The sequence below is a fragment of the Schleiferilactobacillus harbinensis DSM 16991 genome (assembly GCF_000425885.1).
Lineage (GTDB): Bacteria > Bacillota > Bacilli > Lactobacillales > Lactobacillaceae > Schleiferilactobacillus > Schleiferilactobacillus harbinensis.
The window spans coordinates 12,733-38,770 of record NZ_AUEH01000006.1 but is presented as its reverse complement, the minus strand read 5'-3'; the positions used below and the strand labels follow the sequence as shown (position 1 = coordinate 38,770).

Genomic DNA, 26,038 nt, shown 5'->3' with positions numbered 1-26,038 from the left:
TTCCTTTCCTCAAAATTCAATAGCTAAGCGGGCGTGGGCGATGGCGTCCCGGGCAAAAGTGCGCGGGATGCGGCGGGTCTTATCCTTGATCACCAAGGTCAATTCCGTCGCCGTCAGCGTCTGCAATGTGCCTTCGAATACCTTTTGACCGTCCACCGGTTGGTACAGGGAGATATGGATATACTCCCCGACAGCCTTTTCTAGATCAGCATCAGTTTTCAATGGCCGCTCCGCACCGGGCGAAGAGACCTCCAGGATATATTTCTCTGGGAACGGATCAGGATCGATGGTATCCATCGCGGTACTGATGGGGTCCGAAACCTTAGCGATTTCTTCCACATCAATGCCGCCCTGCTTATCCACGTAAACCCTGAGGTACCAGCTTCTGCCTTCCTTCACGTACTCCACGTCGACCAGCTGCAAGCCGGCCGCTTCAACGATTGGCCGCACCAGCGGCGTCACGGTATCCACAATTGATTGTTTGGCCACAACAGCACCCCTTTCTAAGGATGTCACCATCCTCATTTTCGACATCTAACTCCAAAAAAAAGTGAGCATCGCTGCTCACTTCTACTCGAAGTATTGGAAATCCTATGAAGAATATAGCATATTTCCGTTCCCAAAGCAACTTTGCCGCTCTTTTCAACGGCTCGACCATTAGAACAGAGACAGCTGATTTTCGTCTGGGAAGTCGTTGACGACGCCATTCTTGTCCAGATATTCCATTATCGTTTTGGAAACCCCGCCGCGAACGGAAATATCTTCCTTCGACAGGAACGGTTTTTCTGCCCGGGCAGCGACAATATTCTTGGCCACCCGGTCCCCGAGGGAAGGAATCGCGTTGAACGGGGCCAGCAGTGTGTGATCATCGACGATCTTAAACTCTTGGGCTTCAGACTGATTGATGTCCACCATCTGGATGCGGATGCCCCGCTCCCAGCACTCGTTGGCAAGCTCCAGCACTGTCAGCAGGCCCTTTTCCTTGGCTGTCGCGTCGTTGCCTTTGTCGTTGATTGTCTGCATCGCTTCTTTAATGGTCTGCTTGCCGTGGGTCATGGCAACCAGGTCATAGTCGTCGGCCCGCACGGAGAAGTAGGCACAATAGTATGCCAACGGATAGTACACTTTGAACCAGGCGATCCGCAGCGCCATTTCAATATAGGCAGTGGCGTGGGCCTTGGGGAACATGTACTTGATCTTCAAACAGGAATCAATGTACCAGGAAGGAATGTTCTTATTCTCCCGCATCTTATCCTGCCACTCGTCGGGGATCCCCCGGCCCTTCCGGACGTGCTCCATGATCTGGAAGGCCAACTGGGAATCCAGGCCCCAGTGAATCAAGTCCATCATGATGTTATCCCGGCAGCCGATGACATCCTTCAGCTTGACGACGCCCTTTTGGATCAACTCCTCGGCGTTGCCCAGCCAGACATCGGTCCCGTGGGACAGACCAGAAATCTGAAGCAATTCAGCAAAAGTCGTCGGATGGGTTTCTTCCAGCATTCCCCGAACGAAGCGGGTCCCAAATTCGGGAATCCCCAGGGTACCAGTCTTTGATTGAATCTGGTCCTCCGTGACGCCCAGCGGTTCAGTACCGGAAAACAGGCCCATCACACCTGGATCGTCGTAAGGAATTGTCTTCGGGTCGACCCCCGAAAGATCCTGCAAAGTCCGGATCATGGTCGGGTCATCGTGGCCCAGAATATCCAGCTTCAAGATATTATCGTGGATGGAGTGGAAATCAAAGTGGGTCGTCTTCCAAGCAGCATCCGTATCATCTGCGGGGTACTGGATCGGGGTGAAATCGTAGATGTCCATGTCGTCCGGCACAACGATGATCCCCGCCGGGTGCTGGCCGGTGGTCCGTTTGACCCCGGTACAGCCCGCCGCCAACCGATCAATCTCGGCGCCGCGGATCTTTTGTTCCGTGACTTCCTGGTAATGCAGGACATAGCCGTAGGCGGTCTTCTCCGCCACCGTGCCGATGGTCCCGGCCCGGTACACGTAGTCTTCGCCGAACAGCACCTTGGTGTAGTTATGGGCGATGGGCTGATAGTCCCCGGAGAAGTTCAGATCGATATCGGGTACCTTGTCCCCTTTGAACCCTAAGAAAGTTTCGAAGGGAATATCCTGGCCCTCTTTGATCAATTCCGTGCCGCACTTGGGGCATTTCTTATCCGGCAAGTCAAACCCGGAGCCAACTTCCCCTTTGTTGAAGAATTCTGAGTAGTGGCAGTGCGGACAGCGGTAATGGGGCGGCAGCGGATTAACTTCGGTGATCCCGGTCATAGTCGCGACCAGAGAGGAGCCGACACTGCCCCGGGAACCAACCAAGTACCCGTCCTTATTGGACTTGTGCACCAGTTTCTGGGCAATCAGGTAGATGACCGAGAAGCCGTTGCCGATGATACTCTTAAGTTCCTTATCCAAGCGGGCCTGGACAATATCTGGCAGCGGATCGCCGTACCATTCTTTAGCCTGGGTCATGGTCAGTCGGCGGATATCTTCTTCCGCGCCGGGCATATGCGGCGTATACAGCTTGTCCCTCACCGGGGTAATGTCGTCAGCGACCCAATCGGCCACCGTATGGGTGTTATCAACGACGACCTGATGAGCTGTTTCCTCGCCCAGAAAAGCAAAGTCTGTCAGCATTTCATCCGTGGTCCGGAAATGCAGATCCGGGAAATACAGCTTGCGGTGGGCGTTGATCTTCATCGACCGCTGCAAAATCTCCCGGTAGATGGCGTCTTCCGGGTTCATGAAATGCACATCACCGGTGGCCACCACCGGTTTGTCCAATTCTTTGCCGAGTTTCACCATGTTCTTCAGCAAGTCTTCCAGCTGGTCGTTGTCCTTGATCAATTCCGTGGCGATCAGCGGCTGGTAAGCTGCATGGGGCTGGACTTCCAGATAATCGTAATACTCGGCCAATTTGCGGGCATCTTCGTACCCCTTTTGCATCATGGCGGTGAACACTTCGCCGTCTGCACAGCCGCTGCCGACAATGATTCCTTCCCGGTACTTGTTGAGCATACTGCGGGGGACGCGGGCCACCCGGTGGAAATAATCCGTCAAAGAGAAGGACACGATCTTGAACAGATTCTTCAAGCCGGCTTGGGTTTTCGCAATCAAAATAGCGTGGCTGGGCCGGCCGGTCTTCCAGGCTTCTTTTTCACCCGCGTGATCATTCAGCTGATTGACATTGGCGGTATTGAAGCGGGCCATCATTTCTTTCAGCAATGCAAAATACAAATAGCCCGTCGCTTCCGAATCGTCAGAGGCCCGGTGGTGCTGGGTCAAAGTGATCTTATACACCCGCGACAGGCTGTCCAGGGTGTGCCGGCCCCGTTCTGGATGCAGGGTGCGGGACATGATCAGCGTGTCGACGATGGGATTGGGTACCGCCGGCCAGCCTAAGCGCTTGCGGGCGACGTTGATGAAGCCGATATCGAAGGTGACATTGTGGCCGACGACAATCGCGTCACCCACAAAGTCGGTGAACTTTTTGATAATTTCTTCCTCAGACCCGCCGCTTTGGACCATCTCGTCGGTGATTGTGGTCAAATTGATCGTCGTCACACTTAACGGAAAGCCGGGGTTGATGAATTCATCGAATTTCGCCAACACCTTGTTGTTCTTCATCTTCACCGCGCCAATTTCAATGATCCGGTCGGTGGGTGCGGACAACCCGGTGGTTTCAATATCGAATACAACATATTCTTCGTCACCGGTAAGCGGTTGATCGCGCAAATTGTAGGCGATTGGCGTGGCATCATCTACCAGGTTGATTTCCACCCCGTACATGACTTTAATCTTATTCTTCAAGCCCGCCGAGTGGGCTTCCGGGAATGCCTGGGCGACGGCGTGGTCAGTAACGGCAATCGCCGGCATGCCCCACTGCGCCGCTTGGTTGACGTAATCGGTGGGAGAATTAGTAGCGTCCATCTGGGACATCGTGGTGTGCAGATGGAGTTCGATACGTTTATCCCCCGCAGCGGTATCTTGCCGCGCCGCGTGGGCCACCGTCTGAACATCGTAGGCACTGATGGTCAATTCTTGGGAATATTTATCCTCTTCCACCGGTCCGCGGACTTTCACCCATTGGCCGACAGCCACTTGCGCAAAATTCGGATCGGTGCCGGTTTCCCGGGAGAAGGCCTTGACCTTGAAGGAAGAGGTGTAATCAGTGATTTCAAACAGCAGCATTTGTTTGCCGCTGCGCAGATCCCGAACTTCACTGGAGAAAATGTTTCCCTGAACCACCAGGGACCGGTCTGGTTCGGTGATATCCGCCATCTGGCGAATCGGCGCATCAGCGGGAATCGGCTTACCGATGTGGACACCATCGCCGCTGGGGGCCCCACTGCCGTTACCAGCCGGCCCGGCTGCGGCCTTTTCCTGGGCCTTCAGCAGAGCTTGCGTCGCCAGCTCTTGGTTTTGCTGTTCCTGCTGCTGGCGCATGGCGTCGATTTTTTCTTGGGTCGCAGACTCATCAACGTAGACGTGGATATGGAAATCCGGGAAGCCCAACCGGGCATAGGCTTCTTCAACACAGCTCAGTGCGTTTTCCACGACATAATTTTTAACTACTTCGTTGTCGACACTGATCGCCACCCGGTCGCCCTGCATTTGCGGGGCATTCACTTGGGCCAGGGCAGGGGACGAGGCGGCACAGGTTTTCACCACGTATGGCCAATAATCAGCCAGCAAATGGTCGTCAAATTCGGGTTGGGCCACGTGCAGCCGAACCGCCACGGACGCGATATCCGCAAACGCTTTGGTCAGATCAGCGAGGAAGACACTATACACAGAGAATGGCAGGATTTGGGGCAAACGCAGCACGAATTCCCACTGTTTGGTCTGTTCATGCACAATGACCTTCTCCACGGCGCCGCCAGCAAAACGGTCCCCGCCATCGGCGGAGACCGCAAAGTGGATCTGGTCGAGGAGTTGGGTCAACATTTCTTCAGGTGACAATGCCAAATGGACTCAACCCTTTCTTAAATTCGGTAAACCAAAAACAACTTATTCAGCAGACTGACCGTCCAACTTCGCCCGCAAGATCGGCAGGACGTTGCTCAGTTCTTCTTTCTTCACTTCAATATTGTCGCCGGTGGCCCGTAAATGGACCTCGACGATACCGTCGGCAGCCTTCTTGCCCACCGTGATCCGGATCGGAATACCGATCAAATCAGCATCGGCGAACTTGATGCCGGCCCGCTCATTACGGTCGTCCAGCAAGACTTCATAGCCGTCCTTCGTTAAAGCGGCGTCGATCTCGTCGGCTAATTGCCGTTGGTCGTCGTTCTTCATATTAACGGGTACGACGTGAATGTCAAATGGCGCGATCGCCTTAGGCCAAATGATGCCGTGTTCATCGTTGTGCTGCTCGACAATGGCCGACAGCAGCCGGGATACGCCGATGCCGTAACTGCCCATCACAACGGGTACTGAGCGGCCGTTTTCATCCAAAACCGTGGCATTCATGATCTTAGAGTAACGGGTGCCGAGCTTGAAAATATGGCCAATCTCGATGCCCTTAGTGAACTTCAACTTGCCCTCACCGTCGGGTGATGTTTCACCAGCCTGGGCGACGCGAATGTCCGCGTAGTCGTCCGGCTTGTAATCCCGATCCACGTTGGCGTTGGCAAAATGGTAGCCTTCTTCATCCGCGCCCACAAAAGCGTTGACCATGTTCTTAATGGTCAAATCGGCGACAATACGAATATCCTGGTCGATCCCAACGGGTCCTAAAGAACCTTCCGGAGCATGGAGATACTGTTGCACTTCATCATCCGAGGCGAGCCGCAGCTCAGCGGCATCCAGGAAGTTCTTCAGCTTGACATCGTTGATCTCATGGGTTCCTTGGATCAAGGCCAGTACCGGCTTCTCGTCGGCGATGAACAGAATGGACTTCATGATCTGGTCCGTATCCACATGCAGGAAGTCGGCAACTTCCTCCACCGACTGCGCACCGGGCGTCGCGATTTTTTGCAACGCCTGGGGATCTTCGTGATTCTGTACGGCCGGCAATTGACTAGTGGCCATTTCCAAATTCGCGGCGTAGTCGCTGCCGTCAGAATAAGCGATGGTATCTTCACCGATCGGGGCAATGGCGGAAAATTCCTTGGAATCCCGGCCGCCCATAGCGCCGGCATCACCGATGATCACCCGGTAGTTCAAACCGACCCGGTTGAAGACATTAACATAGGCACTTTCCACATGGTTGAAAATCGTGTCCAAGTCATCGTTATCCACGGTGAAAGAATACGCGTCCTGCATAATGAACTCCCGGCCCCGGAGCAGACCGTTGCGCGGCCGATCCTCATCCCGATACTTCGTCTGAATTTGGTATAACAGCAGCGGCAGTTTCTTGTACGATTTCACGCTGCTGCGGATAATATCCGTCATCGTTTCCTCATGGGTCGGGCCCAGGAGCAGCGTGCGATCATGGCGATCTTTCAGCTGGTAAAGGTTTGGCCCATAGGTACTGTAGCGGCCGGATTCTTTCCACAATTCAGCGGGGATCAGCGTGGGCAGCAGCATTTCCACCCCATCAATCGTCGTCATTTCTTCGCGAATAATGTGCTGGATTTTTTGCAAGACCCGCCAAGCCAAGGGTAAATAGACGTACACCCCAGCAGCTTCCTGCTTGATCATACCGCCGCGCAGCATCAGCTGATGACTGATGGCCTCTGCATCAGACGGGGTTTCTTTCATGGTCGGAATTAACATTTTGGATTGACGCACAACAAGATTCTTCCTTTCCTCTGAATCCGTCCCGGACTCAGTGCGTGAATAACCGTTGGAAATCGTTCCAGGTGACTGCAATCATCAACAGGAGCAGCAGCCCGAAACCGATCAAGGTGATCACGCCTTCTTTTTCTTCAGAAATCGGTTTGCCGCGCACGGCCTCGACGACATTCAGCAGCAGCTTGCCGCCGTCCAGCGCCGGAATCGGCAGCAGGTTCATCAAGCCCAGGTTCACCGACAGACTGGCCATCATCGTCACCACGGAGAGCCAGCCGAAGCTGGCCGCCTGACTGGACGCTTGGTAGATCGCCACCGGGCCGCCCAGCTTGTTCAGGCTGAAGCCGCCGGTGAAGAATGAACCCAGGATCTGGAGAATGTGGGTAATGATATACCACGTCTCCGTGAAGCCGTATTTTAGTTTGGCCGTGAACGAGGTATCTAAACTGCCGGTGACCGCCACCCCGATCTGAGTCACTTGTTTCTTATCCACGGTACGCGCGACCGGTTTAACCGTCAGTGTTTTCGTTTGGCCGTTGCGCAGCACCTGGATCTTCACCGTTTTGCCAGCCTTGTTTTGCAGGTGTTTAGAAAAATCCGTAATATCCCCTACCCGCTGGCCATCCACCGTTTGGACCACGTCCTTGGCCTTGAAGCCGGCCTGAGCGGCGGGCATGTCAGGCTCAATCTGGGCAATCATCGTCTGACTATTATTCGGTGCCCCGCCGTTGACGAAAGCGATGATAATAAACGTGATGATTCCCAGCAAGAAATTATTCAACGGTCCGCCAAAGTTTGTCAGCATCCGCCGGCCTAGGCTGGCCGACTGGAACTGCACGTCCAGCGGGGCGATCTGTACTTCAGTACCGTCGTGCTCGATGATCGTCGCGTCGTGATCCACCGGGTAGCGTTTGACCACCGATTCATCACCGTTTTCGTAACCTTCAACCCAGAGTTCTTTTTCCAAATCACTCTTGGACACTTGCAGCGGCACACCGTTGACATTAGTCACCTTGTCACTGGTATTGATCGAGGTGACCACGCCGGCATCGTTCAGCACCAGGGTGGCCATCGTGCCTGGTTCAATTTCGTCCTCATCATCGGCCGCGCCGGCCATGCGGACGTACCCGCCTAAGGGTAAGATTCGAATCGTATACGTCGTGCCGTGGGACCGATGCCAGAAGAGCTTGGGCCCCATACCGATGGAGAATTCCCGGACCAGGATCCCCGCCCGCTTGGCGAAGAAGTAATGGCCAAATTCATGGACCAGCACGATGATCCCAAAGACCAGGATGAATGCGATAATACCCTTCATTTGGTTAACTCCTTTAAATTAAGCCGAAAATTTGGACTAACGGCAAAACGAACAGCAACGAATCGAAGCGGTCAAGAATTCCGCCATGACCGGGTAGAATCTTGCCCGAGTCCTTGACACCGAAATAGCGTTTGTACGCCGATTCCACCAAGTCGCCAAATTGGCCAACGATGGACAGAATCAAAATGATCAGAATCATCCGCCACAGAGCGTAAACCTGAACTTCAGGCACCGCCAAGCAGTAAAGTGTGCCGACGATCACGGCGCTGACCGTGCCGCCGATGGAGCCTTCCCAAGTCTTGTTCGGCGAAATCGGCGTCAGCTTATGTTTGCCCAGCTTGCGGCCGATCAGATAGGCGCCGGAATCGGTGACCCAGACGATCAGCAGGACGAACAAGAGCTTCATAAAGCTGCCCTGGTTCCGGACCATGACGAGGGCGCCGAAACCGCCGCCCAGATAAGCCATGGCCAGGGTGGAAATGGCAATATCTTCAATGTTGATGCGATTCTTGCTGGTGACAGTGATCACCAGCATTAACATGAACAGCATCATCAGAAACTCCGTGATATTGAACCAGTGGGACACGTTGTTGGGCAGCCAGCCCTTGAGCCAGCCATAGAAGCCGGCGGGCAAGATCATGACCACGATCCCGAAACCGGCGATGATGAAGTCCGGCGAAACCACGATGCGTTTGCGCATCAAGAAGAACTCCGACAGGCCGATCAGGCCCAAAAGAATCGCCAGGACCTCAATGGCCCAACTGCCAAAATAAATCGTGGGCAAAAATATTGCCAATGCCCATATTGCTGTGATTACCCGTTGCCGCATCCCAATTTCCTCCTACTTACTTGGTCTTCAAGCCGCCATAACGCCGCTGCCGGTGCTGGTACGTGGCCACCGCCGCGGCTAAATCATTGCTGGTAAAGTCCGGCCAATGAACATCGGTGAAGACAAATTCTGAATAGGCCACCTGCCAAAGCAAAAAGTTCGACAGCCGCTCCTCCCCGCTAGTCCGAATCAAGAGATCCGGATCAGCCAGGGCGCCTAATTGGGCGGTGAAGAGATGGTCACTGACCATTGCTTCTGTGATGTCCGCCGGCTTGACTGCACCGGCTGCCGCCTGCGCCGCCAACTGCTGCACCGCGGTGGTGATCTCCCGGCGCGAACCGTAGTTGAACGCGAAATTCAAAATCATGCCGGTGTTGTTTTGCGTCTGGGCCATGGCATCCAAAGTCACTTGGCGGGTGGCCGCCGGCAGTTCATCCAAATAACCCATTACTTCGACCCGGACATTTTCTGCCATCAGGTCGGGCATGTAGTGATTGAAGAACTTGACTGGCAAGCCCATGAGGTAATTCACTTCCTCAGTGGGCCGGCGCCAATTCTCAGTGGAGAAGGCGTAAACCGTGAGGACCTTAATGCCCATGTGACTGGCTGCGATGGCGATCCGCTTGACGTTATCCATGCCTTCTTTGTGCCCAGCAACCCGGGGCAGATGGCGGGCCTTGGCCCACCGGCCATTGCCGTCCATAATGATAGCAACATGCTCGGGCAGCGGTGCTGTTTCGGTGCTTGCCATACCTGACTCCTTTACACGAAGAAAAGAACCCGTCACCAAATACTTGGGTGGACGGGCCTAACGGTTGTTAGACTTCGGTGATCTCGTCTTCCTTATCCTTGGCGATGCTATCGATACCCTTGACGGCATCATCGGTCAGCTTCTGGACTTGGTTTTCCAAATCATGTTGGGCATCTTCACTGATGTCGCCCTTCTTCGCCGCTTTCTTCAATTCTTCCATCGCGTCACGACGGACATTGCGGACGGCGATCTTGGCGTTCTCGGCATCCTTGCCGACTTCCTTAGCCAGCTCCTGACGGCGTTCACCGGTCAATTGGGGAATGACCAAGCGAATGACGTTGCCGTCATTGGCCGGGTTCAAACCCAAATCAGAGGCTAAAATGGCCTTCTCAATATCGTTCAGTGAGGACTTGTCGTACGGCGTGATCATCAGTACCCGGGGTTCCGGAATATTGATGGCCGCCATTTGGTTCAACGGCGTCGGTGCCCCGTAATAGTTGACGTTGATCCGGTTGAGCAGCCCGGCGTTGGCCCGACCGGCCCGGATATCCGCCAAGTCTCGACGCAGCGCGTCTTGGGCTTTTTTCATGTCCTCTTTTGCCTGCTTTAATAATGCTTCTTCTGCCATGATTAATGTGCTCCTTTCTTTTCTTCATCGGCTTCGGCTTTAATCGTCGTTCCGATGTTTTCGCCCTCAATCACCCGGACGATGTTGTCCGGCTTATTCATGTTGAAGACGACGAGAGGAATATCATTGTCCATCGATAACGAGCTGGCGGTGGCATCCATCACCTTCAAGCCCTTAGCGATGATATCGAGTTGGGTCAATTCATCATATTTGACCGCATTGGGATCTTTATTCGGATCGGCGGAGTAAACGCCGTCCACGTTGTTTTTGGCCATTAAGATCACATCGGCGCCGATTTCGGCGGCGCGCAAGGCCGCAGTGGTATCCGTGGAGAAGTACGGGTTCCCCGTGCCGCCGGCGAAAATCACCACGCGGCCCTTTTCCAGATGGCGCATGGCCCGACGACGAATATAGGGTTCAGCGATCTGGCGCATTTCGATAGACGTTTGCACCCGCGTCGGCACATCCATGTGTTCCAGACTGTCTTGCAGGGCCAAGGCATTCATGACCGTGGCCAGCATGCCCATGTAATCTGCTTGGGCCCGTTCCATACCTAATTCAGCACCGGTTTCGCCCCGCCAAATATTGCCGCCGCCGCAGACGACTGCCACTTGGACGCCTAATTCGTGGACTGCTTTGATCTGTTTAGCAATTCGGTCAATGACTGGCGGCGTGATGCCGAAACCCTCTTTACCGGCGAGAGCTTCACCACTGACTTTTAAAACGATGCGCTTATATTTGATCCCACTCATTACCATTCCTCCGTTAGTTTGCTGTTCAATAGTTTACCATACTTGACGCGTTTGGGCGAATAGCCGCCAGTCTTTCGGGCATAGAAAAAGCCGCACACCCGTAGGTCTGCGGCCTCTTCAGCAAGGAGTTTAGCCCTTGATTTGGGACATCACTTCGTCAACGAAGTTTTCTTCCTTCTTCTCGATCCCTTCGCCGACTTCATAACGGACAAAGGAAACCAGCTTGCCGCCCTTGCTGGCGACATACTTAGCCACGGTCTGATCCGGATCCTTAACGAATTCTTGATCAGCCAAAGCAATTTCGGACAGATATTTGCGCATCCGCCCCTCAACGATCTTCGGGATAATCTTTTCGGGCTTGCCCTCGTTCTTTGTTTCCTCAGTCAAGACAGCCTTTTCGTGTGCCAAGACATCAGCCGGAACGGCATTTTGATCCAAGTACTTCGGATTGATGGCCGCCACGTGCATGGCCACGTCCCGCGCTGTCTCTTCGTCAGCGCCTTCCAGCACGGTCAATGCGGCGATTTGGCCGCCATTGTGCAGGTAAGCACCGAAGTTTTGGCTGTCCGTCTTTTCGACGACTTGGAAGCGGCGCAGGGAAATCTTTTCGCCGATAACGGCGGTCAATTCCGTAATGGCCGCCTTGATCGTGTCGTCGCCCATCTTCAAGGCCAAGGCAGCATCCATATCGGCCGGTTTGCCAGCGACAATTGCGTCAGCAATCCCCTTAACCAGATTCTGGAATTTGTCATTGGCGGAAACAAAGTCGGTTTCCGAATTGACTTCAATGACTGCTGCCGTATTGCCGGCAACCGAAATATGCGCCAAGCCTTCAGCAGCGACGCGGTCGCTCTTCTTTTCGGCCTTAGCAATGCCCTTTTCGCGCAATACATCAACGGCTTTGTCCATGTCGCCATCAGTAGCAACCAAAGCCTTCTTAGCGTCCATCATGCCGACGCCGGTCTTTTCCCGTAACTCTTTGATTTGTTGAATCGAAACTGCCATGAATGTAGTCCTCCTATAAATAAATTTCTAAAAAGCTGAAAAAAGTGGCCGCTCCGCAGGATTGCTGCTGGGCCAGGCCACTTCAGGGGTTACATATTAGTTATTAGCGGAATCACTGGCACTGTCGGCAGCGTCGCTATTGTCGCCTTCAACAGCTTCCACGATATCTTCCATGGAATCCTTAGCCGGTTGGTCACCCTCAGCAGCAGCGGGTTGAACCGGTTGTTGTTGGTCAGCGTCAGCATTGTCTTCGCCTTGACGGCCTTCAACAATGGCGTCAGCCATCTTGGAAGTGAGCAGACGAACCGCACGAATCGCGTCATCGTTTGACGGGATAATCACATCAATAGGATCCGGATCCGTGTTCGTGTCGACCATGGCCACGATGGGAATGTGCAGTTTGTTGGCTTCGTGAACAGCGATGTCTTCCTTACGAGGATCAACGATGAACATCACGTCCGGTAAATGAGGCATATCTTCGATACCGCCCAAGAACCGTTCCAACTTCTGTTGTTCCTTGTTCAGCAAGGAAACTTCCTTCTTCGGGAGGACGTCGAAAGTGCCGTCTTCGGCCATCTTCTTCAAGTCCTTCAGACGCTTGATCCGAGTCTGGATAGTCTCCCAGTTTGTCAAAGTACCACCCAACCAACGGTGGTTAACGTAGTATTGACCAGCACGGGTCGCTTCTTCTTCAATGGAATCTTGGGCCTGCTTCTTAGTACCGACAAACAGGAAGACCGCACCCTTGCTTGCTTCGTCCTTGACGAAGTTGTACGCCGTGTCGACCATCTTGACCGTCTTTTGCAGGTCAATAATATAGATACCATTCCGTTCAGTGAAGATATACTTCTTCATCTTCGGGTTCCAGCGGCGGGTTTGGTGACCAAAGTGCACGCCGGCTTCAAGCAATTGCTTCATTGATAATACTGCCATGTAAAAATACCTCCAATAGTTTTTTCCTCTGCATACGTCACTCCGGTGCGGACACAACTGTGCACTGCCGCAACCGGTCAATATGCATGTGTACTTTTGAAATACTAGACCATTATACAGAACCCGACCGCTGGGTGCAAGCCGCTCACCAAACCACGCCGCGAATGGTCAAAAAGTGCTCCTTTTGCCGGCGGGTCAAACGCTTGAACTTGGCCTCCGCACTCAAGGCATCGTGTTTGCTGCTGAATGAAGTTTGGTAGATTCGATGGACCGGCCGGCGGGTGCGGGTGTATTTGGCCCCCGTACCGGCATTATGTTCCGCTTCCCGGCGCACCGGGTCAGTCGTAAAGCCGCCGTAAAGCGACCCATCAGCGCACAACAAGACGTAGAACCAGTACAACTCAGTCGTTCCGGAGGGCATTGGCCACCTCCGGGGTATAATTCCCCGCTGTGTCGTGGACGATCAATGACGGGACAATGCGCACACCGTTAGGCTTCCCGCCGCGAATTGCTTCGATCAGGACCATATTCGCTTCCTTATTCGGTTTCGGAAAAATGAACCGTACCCGTTTAGGCGCCAAGCCGTGCGCCGTTAACGCCGGCAGGATCTCGTCCAGCCGCTCCGGCCGATGGACCATGAAAAGTTTGCCGCCGAATTTCAACAACGCCGCACTTACCGCAGCCACTTCAGCCAAAGAAACCGCCACTTCATGACGCGCCATTGCCAGATGCGGGTTCGGGTTGCGCTTGCTGGTGGGAACATTCTTAAAATACGGCGGGTTCGTTAAGACAGCGTCGACACTGTCCTTGGCAATCACCCCCGGGGCCTGCTGCATGGGCATGGTATGCACCGTGATTTGGTCGGCCAAGCCATTGAGTGCCGCGGAGCGGCGGGCCATATCCGCCAGCAGGGGCTGGATTTCGACCAAATCGATCCGGGCCTGGGTCCGCCGCGCCACAAATAACCCGACGGCGCCGTTGCCCGCGCCTAAATCGACGATCCGACCAGTGGGCGGCACCTGGGCAAAAGCCGCCAGCAGCACGGCGTCCAAGGAGAACGCAAAGACTGACTGATTCTGAATAATTTCGATACCGCCGCTATTCAGCTGATCGATCCGTTCTCCGGGTAATAAGCGATCAGTCATACCGTGGCCACCGCCTTTCTGCTATAATTTGGGGTTGAATTGGTTCTTTAACAATCAACCGTGCTATTTTAGCACGAATTCACGATAAGAAAGCGGGATACGCAATGCTCTACCGCATCTTCCGGGTCATTATCCGGTTTGTCATTTTCGTATTAAATGGTCACATGGTGGTTTTGGATAAGGAAAAGGTACCGAAAACACCCTATATTCTCGTTGCCCCCCATCGCACCTGGTGGGAACCAGTGTTATTCGCAGTGGCGGGCAGTCCCATGGAATTCTCTTTCATGGCGAAGGCGGAGTTGTTTCACAATCCGATCATTCGCTGGATCTTGCGCAACGCGCATGCCTTTCCGGTGGACCGCGCCCACCCAGGGCCCAGCGCGGTAAAGACGCCGATCAATAATTTGCGGAAGAATAATTTGTCCGTAATCATCTTTCCTACGGGGACGCGGTATTCCAACGACATCAAGGGCGGCGCGGCGCTGATTGCCCGATTGGCCGGGGTGCAGCTGGTGCCGGTGGTGTATCAGGGGCCGTTGACGTTCATGAATTTGTTGAAGCGGCAGAAGATGATTATTGGGTTTGGTGATCCGATCACGGTTTCCCGGAAGGGACGGCTGGATGATGCGGCGATTGCGGGAATCGACGCTGAGATGCGGGCGGCGTGGCATGCAATTGATCAACGGATCAACCCGGACTTTGTGTATGTGCCAGATAAGAAGAAGGCGGAGTTGGAGCACGAGGAAGGGAAACTATAGGATTTATTTGATAGAAAAAGCCGAAGTCCCGTCATTGGGACTTCGGCTTTTTCTTTGCTTGCCAGGTTCTGGACAATAATTTCCGGCCCAGCTGCCGTGCCAAGTGCTCCGCAAGCTGCGGCAAAATGGGCTGGCGACGCGCAGCTAGTGCGAAGCCGCAGGCGTAGCTAGCCGTGACGGCGCTTGAAGCCCGCAAAGACCGCGGTCTTCAAGACGCCTAACCACATCAGCGGCAAAAAACGCCGCTGTGTGGTTCCCACGGCTGAGCCCATTTTGCCTCCGCTTGCTACGCACTTAACCCTCGGTACACCAAACTAAAGCCGTATCCTCAATCCATTCCTTCTTAAAAACGTACTTTCTAGCCAATTAGGCCTGCAATACCTTATTCAAGAACGACTGAGTCCGTTCTTCCTTTGGATGGTCAAAGATTTCTGTTGGGGTGCCCTGTTCTAGGATTTGTCCACCATCGAAGAAGACGACGCGGTCGGCGACTTCTTTGGCGAAGCCCATTTCGTGGGTGACGATGACCATAGTCATGCCTTGTTGGGCGAGTTGGCGCATGACTTGGAGGACGTCGCCGACCATTTCGGGGTCAAGGGCGCTGGTCGGTTCATCGAAGAGCATGATATCGGGATGCATGGCCAGAGCGCGAGCGATGGCGACCCGTTGCTGCTGGCCACCGGAAAGAGAAGCAGGCATGGCGTCGGCTTTTTCGGTTAGGCCGACGGTTTCCAGAAACTTGCGGGCTTCCGCGGTGGCAGTGGCTTTATCTGCCTTCTTCAACTCCACCGGTGCTAAAATCACGTTTTCCAGGACCGTCATGTGGGGAAAGAGATTGAAATGCTGGAACACCATGCCGATTTTCTCCCGAATACGGTTGATGTCCACATGGGGCTGGCTGATGTCAGCGCCATCGATCAGGATGTGTCCCTTCGTCGTGGTTTCCAAGCCGTTGATCATGCGCAGCACCGTACTCTTCCCGGCGCCGGAGGGACCAATGAGCACGACGACTTCGTTATTCTTGACATTCAGGTTGACGTCTTTAATGACGTGGTTCGTACCGTAGTCTTTATAGACATCCTGCATTTGCACGCGATCGGTATTTTCTTCTGTCATTATGCTTGCACCTTCTTCTGCACCCAGTTAGACAGCCAAGTGAGGAGCGTAATGATAACGAGATAAATCAAGGCGACCATCGTCCAGATTTTGAAGCCTTCCATATTCCGGGCGATGATAATTTTCCCGCTTTGGGTCAATTCCAGGATACCGATGATCGACAGAATCGACGTATCCTTTAGGGTGATGATGAACTGGTTGATGAAACTGGGCACCATGATCCGGATACCCTGCGGCAAAATGACTTTGCGCAGGGCCTTGCCGAAGGGCAGCCCCAGGGAACGGGCCGCTTCCATTTGACCCACATCCACGGCTTCAATACCGCCCTTCACAAAGGCAGCGGTATATGCCCCTTCATTCAAGGTCAGCGTAATGATCCCGGCAAGGAAGGCCGGCACCTTGGCGCCAATCAAGCTGGGGACGCCTGTGTAAATGAACAGGGCCAGCACCAGCAGCGGCAAACCGCGGAAAATATAGATAAAGGTAATTGAAATGCCCCGGGCAAAGGCATTGGGTAAAACGCCCAGCAAACCAACGAGAATGCCGACGATGGTGGCAAAGATGATGGCCACCACAGTTACCAGCAGGGTTTCTTGCAGCCCGCCCATCAATGTGCCCCAGTTGGCTTTCAGCAAGCCGAAGAAGGACCGGTCAGTTTCCTGGGTCTTTTTATTAGCCGCCGCTTGGGACTTTTTAGAGCCGGTCCCTAAGTATTTTTGCAAAATCTTGGTATATTGGCCGTTCGCCTTCAGTTTCTTCAGGCCTGCATTGAACTGGGCCATCAATTCAGTATTTTTCTTATTGGTGGCAAAGCCGTACCCAGTAGGGTTTGCTGGTTTAGTGACGATGCTCAGCTTCAAACCGGTATTGATGGCATATTGCATGACTGGGGAATCTTCGAAACAGGCCACTGAATTACCCGTCGTCACGTCTTGGTACATGTTGTTGGAATCATCGAAGGTGACGGTGGTAAAGCCGTACTTATCCTTGACGCTCAGGGCATAGTTGGCGGCAGCGGTGCCTGTCTTGATGGCTACCCGCTGCCCTTTCAACTGTTTCAGGCTCTTGATCTTACTCCCCTGTTTAACCGCCATCACGACGCCCACATTATAATAGGGTTTGCTCATCAAGAACTTTTCTTGCCGTTCCGGCGTAATCGACATGCCGGCGATCACCCCATCAATTTGGCCCGCCTCCAACGCCTGTACGGCAGCGTTGAAGCCCACGGGTTTGATGGTCACCGTGAACCCTTCCGTCTTCGCGATTGCATTCATGAGATCAATGTCGATACCGACGTATTGGTTCTTTTCATTAGCAAATTCGAAGGGGGCATATGTAACGTCCGTCCCAATCGTATAGTGCTTCTCCGCCGCCTGCGCCGGTTTGGCCGACCACAACGTGAGAAAAAGACCCGCTAAGATGACAAATAATCCTGTGACAAAGGATTTGCGCTGCATGGGCGCACCCACTTTCTTAATTGAATAACATAAGAACCAGTATAATGGCGGGGACGTTAGATTGTCTATATTTTATGTTAGAGATGCTGACATACAGGCCAGAAAAAACAGAGGGCACCAAAAAGCGGGTCAGCAACCCGCTCTTTCTTAGTCTTGGGAAAGATCGCCCTTCCCCATTTGCAATTGGTACATATTGTAATATTTACCTTTTTGGGCCAACAATTCGTCGTGCGTCCCTGCTTCAACGATCCGTCCCTTATCCAGCACTAAAATTTGGCTGGCATCGCGAATCGTGGAGAGCCGGTGGGCAATGGCAATGGTCGTACGGCCCTGCCGCAGCTTGCGCAGGCCGTCTTGGATCAACGTTTCCGTCTCGGTGTCGATATTGGCAGTCGCCTCATCCAACACCAGGATCTTCGGGTCCGCTGCCACAGTGCGGGCAAAAGAGATCAATTGCCGCTGGCCGCTGGAGAATTGCGCCCCGCCCTCGATTACCCGAGCGTGATAGGTGTTCGGCAATTTTTCGATGAACGAGTCAGCCTGGACGAATTCAGCGGCTTTCTTCACTTCATCATCTGAAATCTTGTCGTTGAACAAGCGAATGTTGAAGGCAATGTCTCCGTAGAACAGGAAGGAATCCTGAAGTACCAGACCTAATTTGCGGCGGAGTTCCTCAATCGGATAATCGCGAATATCCCGATCGTCAATCAGGATCTGGCCCTGGTAGAACTCATAGAAGCGCATCATGACGTTGATGATCGAGCTCTTGCCGGACCCGGTGTGGCCCACCAGGCCGATGGTTTCACCCGGCTTCACGACAAAGTTGATGTCGTGGAGCACTTCGTTTTCACCGTCATAAGAGAAGGACACGTGGCGAAATTCTACTTTGCCTTCTTGGACGACGGCATCCGCGCCAGGGTTTTGCTGCGGCGCCAATTCTTTATTATCGAGAATCCGAAATATCCGACTGCCAGCCACGACGCCATCCTGGAAGAACTGCAACTGATCCATCAGGTTGCCCAGCGGATTGAAGAAACTCTGAATGTAACTGGAGAAGACATACACAGTCCCTGCCGCGACCACTGCCGTCTCCGCCATGATCCCGAAATGAATCAGCACGGCCGTCAAGGCAAAGACGTAGATCAGATTCAGAAAAGAGGACAGCAGGAGCGAGTTAGTCTTGATCATTGCCCGGCGGGAATCCAAGTAATCGTTGTTCACGTCCTCGAATTCACTGTCGACCCGCTTCTGCTGCTCGAAGTTTTGGATGATCGAGACCCCTTCGATGGACTCGTTCAGCTTAGCGTTCAGCTCGGACAGCTTCGCCCGCATATGGCGATACACCTTTGAACTGTATCGGTTATAAAACCAGGTCGCCAGCAGCAGGATGGGAATGAACGCTGCCACGATCCAAGCCGCCGTTGGGTTATTGATATACATCGCCACCAGCGCTGTACCGATGGAGAAGATTCCCACCAGCAGGGACATAAACACGTTCCAAAAATCGGTGAGTGTCATGGTGTCGTTAGTGACCCGTGAGACCACGGAACCGGCCGGGGTCAAATCAAAATAGCGCATGCCCAGGGTGTGCAGCTTGGCGAATAATTGCCGGCGCACGTCTTCCATCGCCCGTTCAGCCCCCATGGAAAAGGTGAAGTTGCTGCCGAATTGGACAATGGCCTTCACGATCGTGCCCAAGGCATAAACCAGCCCAGCACCAAGGATCGTAGCCGTGGTCGCGTTATGTTTGGCCAGCGCGCCATTCATGAATTCTTGAATGACCCGGGGCAGCCAGATGTTGATAATGGCCAGAGCAAAGGACAGGATGATGGCGCTGATGAATTGCTTTTTGTAGTACTTCGCAAAACTCATCAGCCGGCCAGTGAGTTTCATCTGTTCTTTGACCGGAATATGCTGATTCCAAGCGGATTCGTAAGGATTCTTTGCGGCCATTACGCGTCACTCCTTTCCATTGATTGGGTGAGCTGCTGTTCTGCCCACATTTCGGCATACCAGCCGTGATCGGCGAGCAACTGGTCGTGGGTCCCGCGTTCAGTGATTCGACCATCATCAAGGACTAAGATCTCGTCGGCATGCATGACCGAACTGAGCCGCTGGGCGACGATGATCGTCGTCTTATTGGCTCGATCCTCTTGCAGACCGGATAAAATCTGTTCTTCAGTCTTGGCATCCACCGCCGACAGGGCATCGTCCATGATCAAAATATCTGGTTCAGCGATGACCGCCCGAGCAATGGAAAGCCGCTGCTTTTGGCCGCCGGACAGTGATACCCCTTTTTCACCCACCAGCGTATCGTACTGGTCAGCAAATTGGAGAATGTCGTCATGGATGGCACTGGTCTTGGCCGCCGCCTCCACGGCCGGCTGGTCCTTCTCATAAGCCGAGAAACGAATGTTATTCCGGATATCCGTGGAGAACAAGTAGTTGTCCTGAGGGACATAGCCGATGGCATTATGTAACGCCGCAAGCGTGTAATCCCGGATATCCCGGCCGCCGATCTTGATCACGCCGGTGTATTGGTCAAATTCCCGCAACAGCAGTTTGATGATCGTCGTCTTGCCGGCCCCAACCCGGCCGACGATGCCTAACTGGCGGCCTTCTGGCAGATTGAAGCGAATATCCTGCAAGGTGACCTTGTGCGCGCCGGGATACGTAAAATGATCCAGGGCGTAATCAATGTTGGTATGGGACAGTTTCGTAATGGCATTCGGTTTGTCGACGACTTCCGACTTTTCCTGAAGCAGTTCCTGCACCCGATCGTAACTGGCATTGCCCCGTTCAATCACGTTGAATAACCGGCCAATAGCGAACATCGGCCAAATCAAGGCATTGACGTAAGCGACGAAAGAAATCAGCGAGCCAATGGTAATGGTGCCGGCATTAACCATGGTCCCGCCATAAATGATAGCAATCACATAAGTGGCGCCAATGATCAGACTCGTCACGGGATCAAACAGTGAATCGAGCCGATTCACGCGCTTGTTAATGAGAATTGTGCGGTCGACGATTTTATTAAAGTCGGCGACGTCCTCTTGATCTTGGCCAAACGTTTTGATGACTTTAATCCCTGAGACGGATTCCTGGGTTTTATCGTTCAATCGCGAAAACGCCGCCTGGGATTCAGAGAACGCCGCGTGCAGCTTCATACCCAACCGCCGCGCGGTGACCGCCAACAACGGCAGCGGAATAATTGCCACTAAAGTCAGCCGCCAGTCGACGAAGATCATCATCGCAATCAGGGTCGACCCGCCAGTGATGATTGAGTCGGCGAACGTTAAGATGCCCGCCCCCGCAACGTTTTGAATGGCATTCAAGTCGTTGGTGGCATGGGCCATCAAGTCCCCGGTCCGGTGACGTTGGAAGAAGGTATCGTCCATCTGCATGAAGTGCCAGAATAGCCGAGACCGCAGCTGTTTTTCCAGGGTCGCTGCGCCGCCCCAAATCATATTCCGCCAAGCAAAGCGGAAGAGGTACTGGAAAATACCGGCGGCTAATAACAAGCCGATCCACCACCATGTCGCGTTGCCGGTGATGTGGCCCTGGTCGAACAGATCGGCCAGAATCCCAATCACCCGGGGCGGCACCAGGTTCACCAGGGCGGTCCCCACCAAGGCTAAGATCCCGATCAGATATCGCTTCCGCTCCTGCTTAAAATACCAGCCCAGCTTTTTAAATATGCCCACTGGGACACCTCCGTTCGTTTACTGTTTTCTTAGAATGGACAGAACGGGACAAAGTCCGTAGCCAAAAAATGGCCGCAGTCTTTGTCCCGCGATAGTAGCCGCCTAGAAACAGGCGGCCAGAAGTTGGTTATTTCTTGGCTTCCTGTTGACGCATGGAGGCCATCATCTGATTGAGTTTCTTCTCAGATGGTTTCTGACCCATTTGCATCATCATCGAACGAAGCATATCTTCGTTGATGGGGGGATTATCTCGGAAATAATTTTTCATATACCGCCGCGCGCCGAAGAATCCTAGGACGGCTCCGCCGACAACTCCTAGAATGATCAACAACACTGCCAACCACATGGGCATCATGATGTACACCTCGCTTTTTCCAATACCTTAATAGTCTACACAAGTTTCTGGTAAATTAAAATAGCCGGTGAGCTTTTTTTAATCCTTCCGGATACCCTTTTCACGCTGGACCCGCTTGAGCTTATCCGGGGTCACTTCGTTGCCCTCTTCATCGATCACTTTCAAGTGCTCAATGGTCTGGCGGAAGCCGGCGCGGAAGTTGGCCAGGTAGGCTTCCCGCAGTTCGTGCTGTTCCCGCTCTTCATCGGCGGTCAAGCCTTCCTTTTTTGCTTTGTGGGCCAGTTCATTAATGCGTGCCAAGCGCTTTTCTTCTTCAGTTTGTTCTGCCATAAGAGATCGTCCTTTCTGGAAATCGTGCTTACTTTGATGGTACCACGCCGATTAATTTCTGAAAACAAAAAATGGCGTATGTTCTCACGAACGCTTGTTTGAAAACCTTCTCCAGTCTTGGTATACTTGGGGTAACACGGATAGATGAGGTGGCGTTATGGCCAAATTAGGAGAGAAACAAGCAGAAATTCTGCAGTACATTTATGACATGGTGAAGGACCGCGGGTATCCGCCGACGGTCCGGGAAATTGGGGCGGCGGTTGACTTGTCTTCCACGTCCACAGTGCATGGTCACTTGGACCGGCTGGAACGCAAAGGCATGATCAATCGCGACCCGACTAAACCGCGGGCAATTGAGATCACTGAGGACGGGCTGGACGAATTGGGTGCGACCCGGGATCGAATCCCCTTGTTGGGTACTGTAACGGCCGGTGAACCGATTTTGGCCGTCCAAGAGGCCACCGAGTTCTTTCCGGTACCGCCTGATCTGCAAAACGATGGCGATTTGTTCATGCTGCAGATCCGCGGCGAAAGTATGATCAATGCCGGCATCCTCAGCGGCGACAAAGTCGTTGTTCGCCGCCAGCAATACGCGGATAACGGCGACATCGTCATTGCCATGACCGAAGAAAATGAGGCAACCTGCAAACGCTTCTACCGGGAGAAGGATCACTTCCGTCTCCAACCGGAGAACGACACTTTTGCGCCGATCATTTTGCAAGAAGTGACGATCCTCGGCAAAGTCGTTAGTCTGTATCGCGAACACGTTTATTAAATCGATAAGTCTGTTGGCTGTTAGCACCCCGGTGCTAGCGGCTTTTTTAATTCATGCGGACCCGTTTAACGGCGTAGCGGCCCTCCGGCACCGGCATTTCTGCGTACGGTGCCCGTTCGAGAATCGCCACGAAACCCGCCGCTCGTTCCGGGGTCGAAAAGACTCGGAGCAAACGGAATACTGGCTCTTTTTTCGCCGTATCAGCGTAATAGACAACATATACAAATCGTTGCGCCATGAGTTCCCTGCTTTCTTTTATCCTCCATAAAAAAACAAACGCGTCCTGCTCCCCATTAATTCGGAAGCAAAACGCGTTTGTACGGCGTGAATTAGACGCGCGGCTTCTCGGTAATCCGAGCAGCCTTGCCCCGCAGTGCACGCAGGTAGTACAGCTTCGCCCGACGGACACGGCCGTGGCGAATGACTTCGATCTTCGCAACACGGGGAGAGTGCAGCGGGAATGTCCGCTCTACACCAACACCGCTGCTGATCTTACGAACCGTGTAGGAAGCACTGATGCCAGTGCCCCGGCGCTTGATTACAACGCCTTCGAAAAGCTGGATACGTTCCCGCGTACCTTCGACGATTTGGGCGTGGACCCGCACCGTATCACCGGCACGAAAGTCGGGAATGTCATCGCGCAATTGTTTTTGCGTAATTGATTGAATTAATGGATTCATCAAAATTTCTCCTTATTCCGGTATTCATGCGCCTGATCCTTCGCAGCGGAATATCGTTGCTGTTGTGACACACAATCACAGGTTAAAACTATAGCATAGATTCGGGGTGGGCGCAATGCAGGGTTAACGCCAATGCAGCCAGTCCAGCACCACGCTCATGACCACCATGACAATGAGCGAGACAAATGAAATGACGCTCGCTCGGCGGGAAACGGGAATTTTCCGAATAGTAGCGAACAGAATCCACGCGTTTCCAACTATGGTGATCAACGCGGCGATAACTGTTACGGCATTGAGCAGAAACTTGATGAGTGTCATCGGATAGCTCTCCTTCTCGCTGCGGCGGCTAGCGTCCGACAGGCTTAGGATATCGTTGCTGTTGGCTTGGATCCGGGCTGACCTTGTTCTGAACCGCCCGCAAAATCATCCAAACACCCCACAACAGGATTGGCACTGTCCCCAGATATTCAGACTGGAGAACGGCCGGCAGCGGCCATTTGATCGTGATAATCCCGACCACCGCCAGTACGATTATTGGCACCCAATACAGCCAGCGATTGCGCCGGTCATAAATACCGAACACGAAACTGGCAATCAGCACCAGAATCATGAGCAGGCCAATGATTGCGCCAATCAGAAGAGTAATTAAAAGGTCGCGTTCCATATGAGTCATGCTCAACGGTACGCTGACGAGGGTAAACGCCGCGTTGAGCGTGGAGAACGCGCCAAAGACAGCGAGCAAAATACCCATCACCAACAGCCGAATTTGATTTTTCCCCATTGTCCACACGCTTTCTGCCGCATACCAGCGGCCACCGAGCCAGCAGTTATCAGAAAGTCCCACACTCAAGAAAATTATACGGTGCGCCAGGACAAATCGTCAATGGAAACGCTTCGCCGTCTATTGATTAGGCGTGTGCCGCCACCGATGTACCAGAGATAACCCGGAGTAAACAACGATCGGCAACAAGCAGTAAAGATAGCCCAGCCAGGATACATAACCATTGACCAGACGCACCAGTGCAATCAAAACCACGCTGGTGACAATGCCCACGATCGGCAGCAACCGATAATAGCGGGCCACATTTTCCGCCGGTGTGCCCTTCTTCTCCCGTTGGCTAAGAAAAATCATTATTGCGCCCAAAACCGCCGCCACTACCGGCAAGCCATAGTCCAGGACCATCTCGAACTCGGTCTCCAACGCACCATGAAGCAATAGAATAACGGCTAACAAAATCGGAAAAATCAGATAAATGCCTGCATGAGTGCGGTCGCGGACCGCGGCGATAATCGTCGCGATCGGCAAAATGACCAGCAGCGCCCCACCGATCAACAAGCTCAAGATAAACACCGTGCTGCTGCCGTGTTGGGCAGGAATCAGCAGCACGAAAGCAATACTGAAAATCAGTTCAAGAATACCCACGATCCGCATCTGCTTGTTCATTGATATTTCCTTTCCGCAAAACAACCTAACGCGCGGGAGCCATGACTTTATGTGCTCCCCGACGCCAGATAATAATTAAGGAAACACCGAGGAGAATTGTAAAAATGGGATGCCCGTAAGTAAACAGCGGCGCCAATGCACGATTGTTATACAACATCATCTCGGCCGCCATCATGAGAATCCAGGCAACTGGAAAGATGGCATACAGACCAGCATGTTTGCGATCTAGAAAAACGGCCACTACATTATAAATGAGCAGTCCCCAATTCAATGCCGCCCCGGTAAGAAACAAGGCCAGGTCAAAGGAAAAACGACTGCCGTCAAAGGAGAACAATGGCGACAGGGTAAACACGGCGCCGTACAAAACTTCTAAAATACCAATAATGACTAAATGCTTTTTCGTTGGAACCACTACCCTTCGATGAGTTCCAAACATTCCCTAGACCATTTTTCTTCTACCGTCTAGGATACGCATTACCGAAAGACAGCGTCAAGGCATGTGACAAGATTGTCACACGAAAAACGGGTAGCTGCCGCTTTGGCAATTGCCCGTTTTCATTGGATCACTGGTCATCAATCTCGTGCGTATTTTCTTCTTCCTTAACCTCCCGCAGCAGCTCGCGCCCCATCTTATCCAGCGGATAGTCCCGCAATAAATCCGGTCGGCGTTCCAGAGTGCGGCGTAACGCCTCTTTATACCGCCAGCGCCCAATCTTGCCGTGGTCGCCATTCATCAGCACCTCCGGCACCTTCATCCCCCGATATTCCGGCGGGCGAGTGTATTGGGGATATTCCAACAAACCCGTCGCAAAGGAATCGGTGATTGGTGAATCTTCGTTGCCCAATACACCAGGCAGCAGGCGCACAGTGGCGTCAATCATGGTCATGGCGGCCAGTTCCCCGCCGGTGATGACAAAGTCGCCCAGCGAGGCCTCCTCGGTGACCAGCCCGCGGATGCGTTCATCATAGCCCTCGTAGTGACCGCAGATAAAGACGAGCTGCTCGCTTTGGGACCACTCATCGGCCACCGTCTGGTTAAACTGCCGCCCGGCTGGATCCAGCAGGATCACCCGGCGCTTGGGCAGCTTGGGCAGGGCATCCATGGCCTCATAAATCGGTTCCGGCTTCAGCAGCATGCCGGCCCCGCCGCCATAGGGCGTATCATCCACGTGCTGGTGTTTATCGTGGGTGTAGTCGCGAAAGTTCACGACGTTCAGCTGCCACAATTCCTTCTCCAGGGCTTTGCCCAATAGGGACTGATGCAAGGTGGCGAACATATCCGGAAACAGGGTCAACACATCAACGCGCATC

At 53.3% G+C, this 26,038-nt stretch carries 27 protein-coding genes; 2 read left to right on the top strand and 25 right to left on the bottom strand.

What is annotated here, in order from left to right; genetic code table 11:
- Positions 1-9 precede the first annotated feature (9 nt).
- From rimP to H627_RS0102790, 12 genes are all read right to left on the bottom strand, one after another.
- Positions 10-519, bottom strand: a complete 510-nt coding sequence (gene rimP / locus H627_RS0102845) for a ribosome maturation factor RimP (RefSeq protein WP_051225119.1) — start codon at positions 517-519, stop codon at positions 10-12.
- A gap of 138 nt (positions 520-657) precedes the next feature.
- Complete coding sequence (locus tag H627_RS0102840) at positions 658-4,983, bottom strand: PolC-type DNA polymerase III (RefSeq protein WP_027827711.1); 4,326 nt, start codon at positions 4,981-4,983, stop codon at positions 658-660.
- A gap of 42 nt (positions 4,984-5,025) precedes the next feature.
- Entirely contained in the window at positions 5,026-6,750 is a 1,725-nt protein-coding gene (locus H627_RS0102835; RefSeq protein ID WP_027827710.1) for a proline--tRNA ligase, read from the bottom strand.
- Positions 6,751-6,787: 37 nt separating this feature from the next.
- Positions 6,788-8,065, bottom strand: coding sequence for an RIP metalloprotease RseP (gene rseP, locus H627_RS0102830; protein ID WP_027827709.1), 1,278 nt, complete (start codon positions 8,063-8,065; stop codon positions 6,788-6,790).
- A 13-nt stretch (positions 8,066-8,078) separates the two neighbouring features.
- On the bottom strand, positions 8,079-8,894 hold the full coding sequence (locus tag H627_RS0102825) for a phosphatidate cytidylyltransferase (RefSeq protein ID WP_027827708.1): 816 nt from the start codon (positions 8,892-8,894) through the stop codon (positions 8,079-8,081).
- Between the two features lie 16 nt (positions 8,895-8,910).
- The gene (uppS, locus tag H627_RS0102820; RefSeq protein WP_027827707.1) at positions 8,911-9,645 is read right to left on the bottom strand and encodes an undecaprenyl pyrophosphate synthase; all 735 of its coding nucleotides are present in this window, start codon (positions 9,643-9,645) and stop codon (positions 8,911-8,913) included.
- Between the two features lie 67 nt (positions 9,646-9,712).
- The gene (gene frr, locus H627_RS0102815) at positions 9,713-10,273 is read right to left on the bottom strand and encodes a ribosome recycling factor (RefSeq protein WP_027827706.1); all 561 of its coding nucleotides are present in this window, start codon (positions 10,271-10,273) and stop codon (positions 9,713-9,715) included.
- A gap of 2 nt (positions 10,274-10,275) precedes the next feature.
- Complete coding sequence (gene pyrH / locus H627_RS0102810) at positions 10,276-11,025, bottom strand: UMP kinase (RefSeq protein ID WP_027827705.1); 750 nt, start codon at positions 11,023-11,025, stop codon at positions 10,276-10,278.
- Positions 11,026-11,154: 129 nt separating this feature from the next.
- A complete protein-coding gene (gene tsf / locus H627_RS0102805; protein ID WP_027827704.1) occupies positions 11,155-12,030 on the bottom strand; it encodes a translation elongation factor Ts in 876 nt (291 codons plus the stop codon).
- A gap of 96 nt (positions 12,031-12,126) precedes the next feature.
- On the bottom strand, positions 12,127-12,963 hold the full coding sequence (gene rpsB, locus H627_RS0102800) for a 30S ribosomal protein S2 (RefSeq protein WP_027827703.1): 837 nt from the start codon (positions 12,961-12,963) through the stop codon (positions 12,127-12,129).
- 145 nt (positions 12,964-13,108) lie between these two features.
- Positions 13,109-13,384, bottom strand: a complete 276-nt coding sequence (locus tag H627_RS0102795; protein ID WP_027827702.1) for a GIY-YIG nuclease family protein — start codon at positions 13,382-13,384, stop codon at positions 13,109-13,111.
- Entirely contained in the window at positions 13,365-14,108 is a 744-nt protein-coding gene (locus H627_RS0102790) for a tRNA1(Val) (adenine(37)-N6)-methyltransferase (RefSeq protein WP_027827701.1), read from the bottom strand. The genes H627_RS0102795 and H627_RS0102790 overlap by 20 nt, the downstream gene beginning before the upstream one ends.
- 104 nt (positions 14,109-14,212) lie before the next feature.
- On the opposite strand from H627_RS0102790, the gene H627_RS0102785 reads away from it, so the two are divergent.
- Positions 14,213-14,866 carry a lysophospholipid acyltransferase family protein gene (locus H627_RS0102785; RefSeq protein ID WP_027827700.1) on the top strand — a complete coding sequence of 218 codons (654 nt, stop codon included), beginning with the start codon at positions 14,213-14,215 and terminating at the stop codon, positions 14,864-14,866.
- A 366-nt stretch (positions 14,867-15,232) separates the two neighbouring features.
- Here H627_RS0102785 and H627_RS0102775 read toward each other — a convergent pair whose 3' ends face one another.
- From H627_RS0102775 to H627_RS0102750, 6 genes are all read right to left on the bottom strand, one after another.
- Positions 15,233-15,982, bottom strand: coding sequence for an amino acid ABC transporter ATP-binding protein (locus H627_RS0102775; RefSeq protein WP_027827699.1), 750 nt, complete (start codon positions 15,980-15,982; stop codon positions 15,233-15,235).
- Positions 15,982-17,439, bottom strand: a complete 1,458-nt coding sequence (locus H627_RS0102770; protein WP_027827698.1) for an amino acid ABC transporter substrate-binding protein/permease — start codon at positions 17,437-17,439, stop codon at positions 15,982-15,984. The genes H627_RS0102775 and H627_RS0102770 overlap by 1 nt, the downstream gene beginning before the upstream one ends.
- Positions 17,440-17,586: 147 nt before the next feature.
- A complete protein-coding gene (locus tag H627_RS0102765) occupies positions 17,587-19,392 on the bottom strand; it encodes an ABC transporter ATP-binding protein (RefSeq protein ID WP_027827697.1) in 1,806 nt (601 codons plus the stop codon).
- On the bottom strand, positions 19,392-21,143 hold the full coding sequence (locus H627_RS0102760) for an ABC transporter ATP-binding protein (RefSeq protein ID WP_027827696.1): 1,752 nt from the start codon (positions 21,141-21,143) through the stop codon (positions 19,392-19,394). Before H627_RS0102760 ends, H627_RS0102765 begins: the two co-directional genes overlap by 1 nt.
- 127 nt (positions 21,144-21,270) lie before the next feature.
- Positions 21,271-21,495, bottom strand: a complete 225-nt coding sequence (locus H627_RS0102755) for a YneF family protein (protein ID WP_027827695.1) — start codon at positions 21,493-21,495, stop codon at positions 21,271-21,273.
- An 81-nt stretch (positions 21,496-21,576) separates the two neighbouring features.
- Positions 21,577-21,828 (bottom strand): DUF896 domain-containing protein, encoded by a 252-nt coding sequence (locus H627_RS0102750; protein WP_027827694.1) that lies wholly within the window; start codon positions 21,826-21,828, stop codon positions 21,577-21,579.
- 157 nt (positions 21,829-21,985) lie between these two features.
- Between H627_RS0102750 and lexA the strand changes: the two genes are divergently transcribed.
- On the top strand, positions 21,986-22,603 hold the full coding sequence (lexA, locus tag H627_RS0102745; protein ID WP_027827693.1) for a transcriptional repressor LexA: 618 nt from the start codon (positions 21,986-21,988) through the stop codon (positions 22,601-22,603).
- A 46-nt stretch (positions 22,604-22,649) separates the two neighbouring features.
- Here the strand turns inward: lexA and H627_RS0102740 are convergent, their stop codons facing one another.
- From H627_RS0102740 to trmD, 7 genes are all read right to left on the bottom strand, one after another.
- A complete protein-coding gene (locus H627_RS0102740; protein ID WP_027827692.1) occupies positions 22,650-22,841 on the bottom strand; it encodes a hypothetical protein in 192 nt (63 codons plus the stop codon).
- A gap of 91 nt (positions 22,842-22,932) precedes the next feature.
- Positions 22,933-23,283: a 50S ribosomal protein L19 gene (rplS, locus tag H627_RS0102735; RefSeq protein ID WP_027827691.1), complete on the bottom strand. Its 351-nt coding sequence runs from the start codon at positions 23,281-23,283 to the stop codon at positions 22,933-22,935.
- Between the two features lie 123 nt (positions 23,284-23,406).
- Positions 23,407-23,601 carry a hypothetical protein gene (locus H627_RS0102730; RefSeq protein ID WP_027827690.1) on the bottom strand — a complete coding sequence of 65 codons (195 nt, stop codon included), beginning with the start codon at positions 23,599-23,601 and terminating at the stop codon, positions 23,407-23,409.
- A 28-nt stretch (positions 23,602-23,629) separates the two neighbouring features.
- Positions 23,630-24,064 (bottom strand): hypothetical protein, encoded by a 435-nt coding sequence (locus H627_RS0102725; protein WP_027827689.1) that lies wholly within the window; start codon positions 24,062-24,064, stop codon positions 23,630-23,632.
- A gap of 120 nt (positions 24,065-24,184) precedes the next feature.
- Positions 24,185-24,727: a hypothetical protein gene (locus tag H627_RS0102720; RefSeq protein ID WP_027827688.1), complete on the bottom strand. Its 543-nt coding sequence runs from the start codon at positions 24,725-24,727 to the stop codon at positions 24,185-24,187.
- Positions 24,728-24,752: 25 nt separating this feature from the next.
- Positions 24,753-25,139, bottom strand: a complete 387-nt coding sequence (locus tag H627_RS0102715) for a hypothetical protein (RefSeq protein ID WP_152319495.1) — start codon at positions 25,137-25,139, stop codon at positions 24,753-24,755.
- 151 nt (positions 25,140-25,290) lie between these two features.
- Positions 25,291-26,037 (bottom strand): tRNA (guanosine(37)-N1)-methyltransferase TrmD, encoded by a 747-nt coding sequence (gene trmD, locus H627_RS0102710; protein ID WP_027827686.1) that lies wholly within the window; start codon positions 26,035-26,037, stop codon positions 25,291-25,293.
- Position 26,038 lies beyond the last annotated feature (1 nt).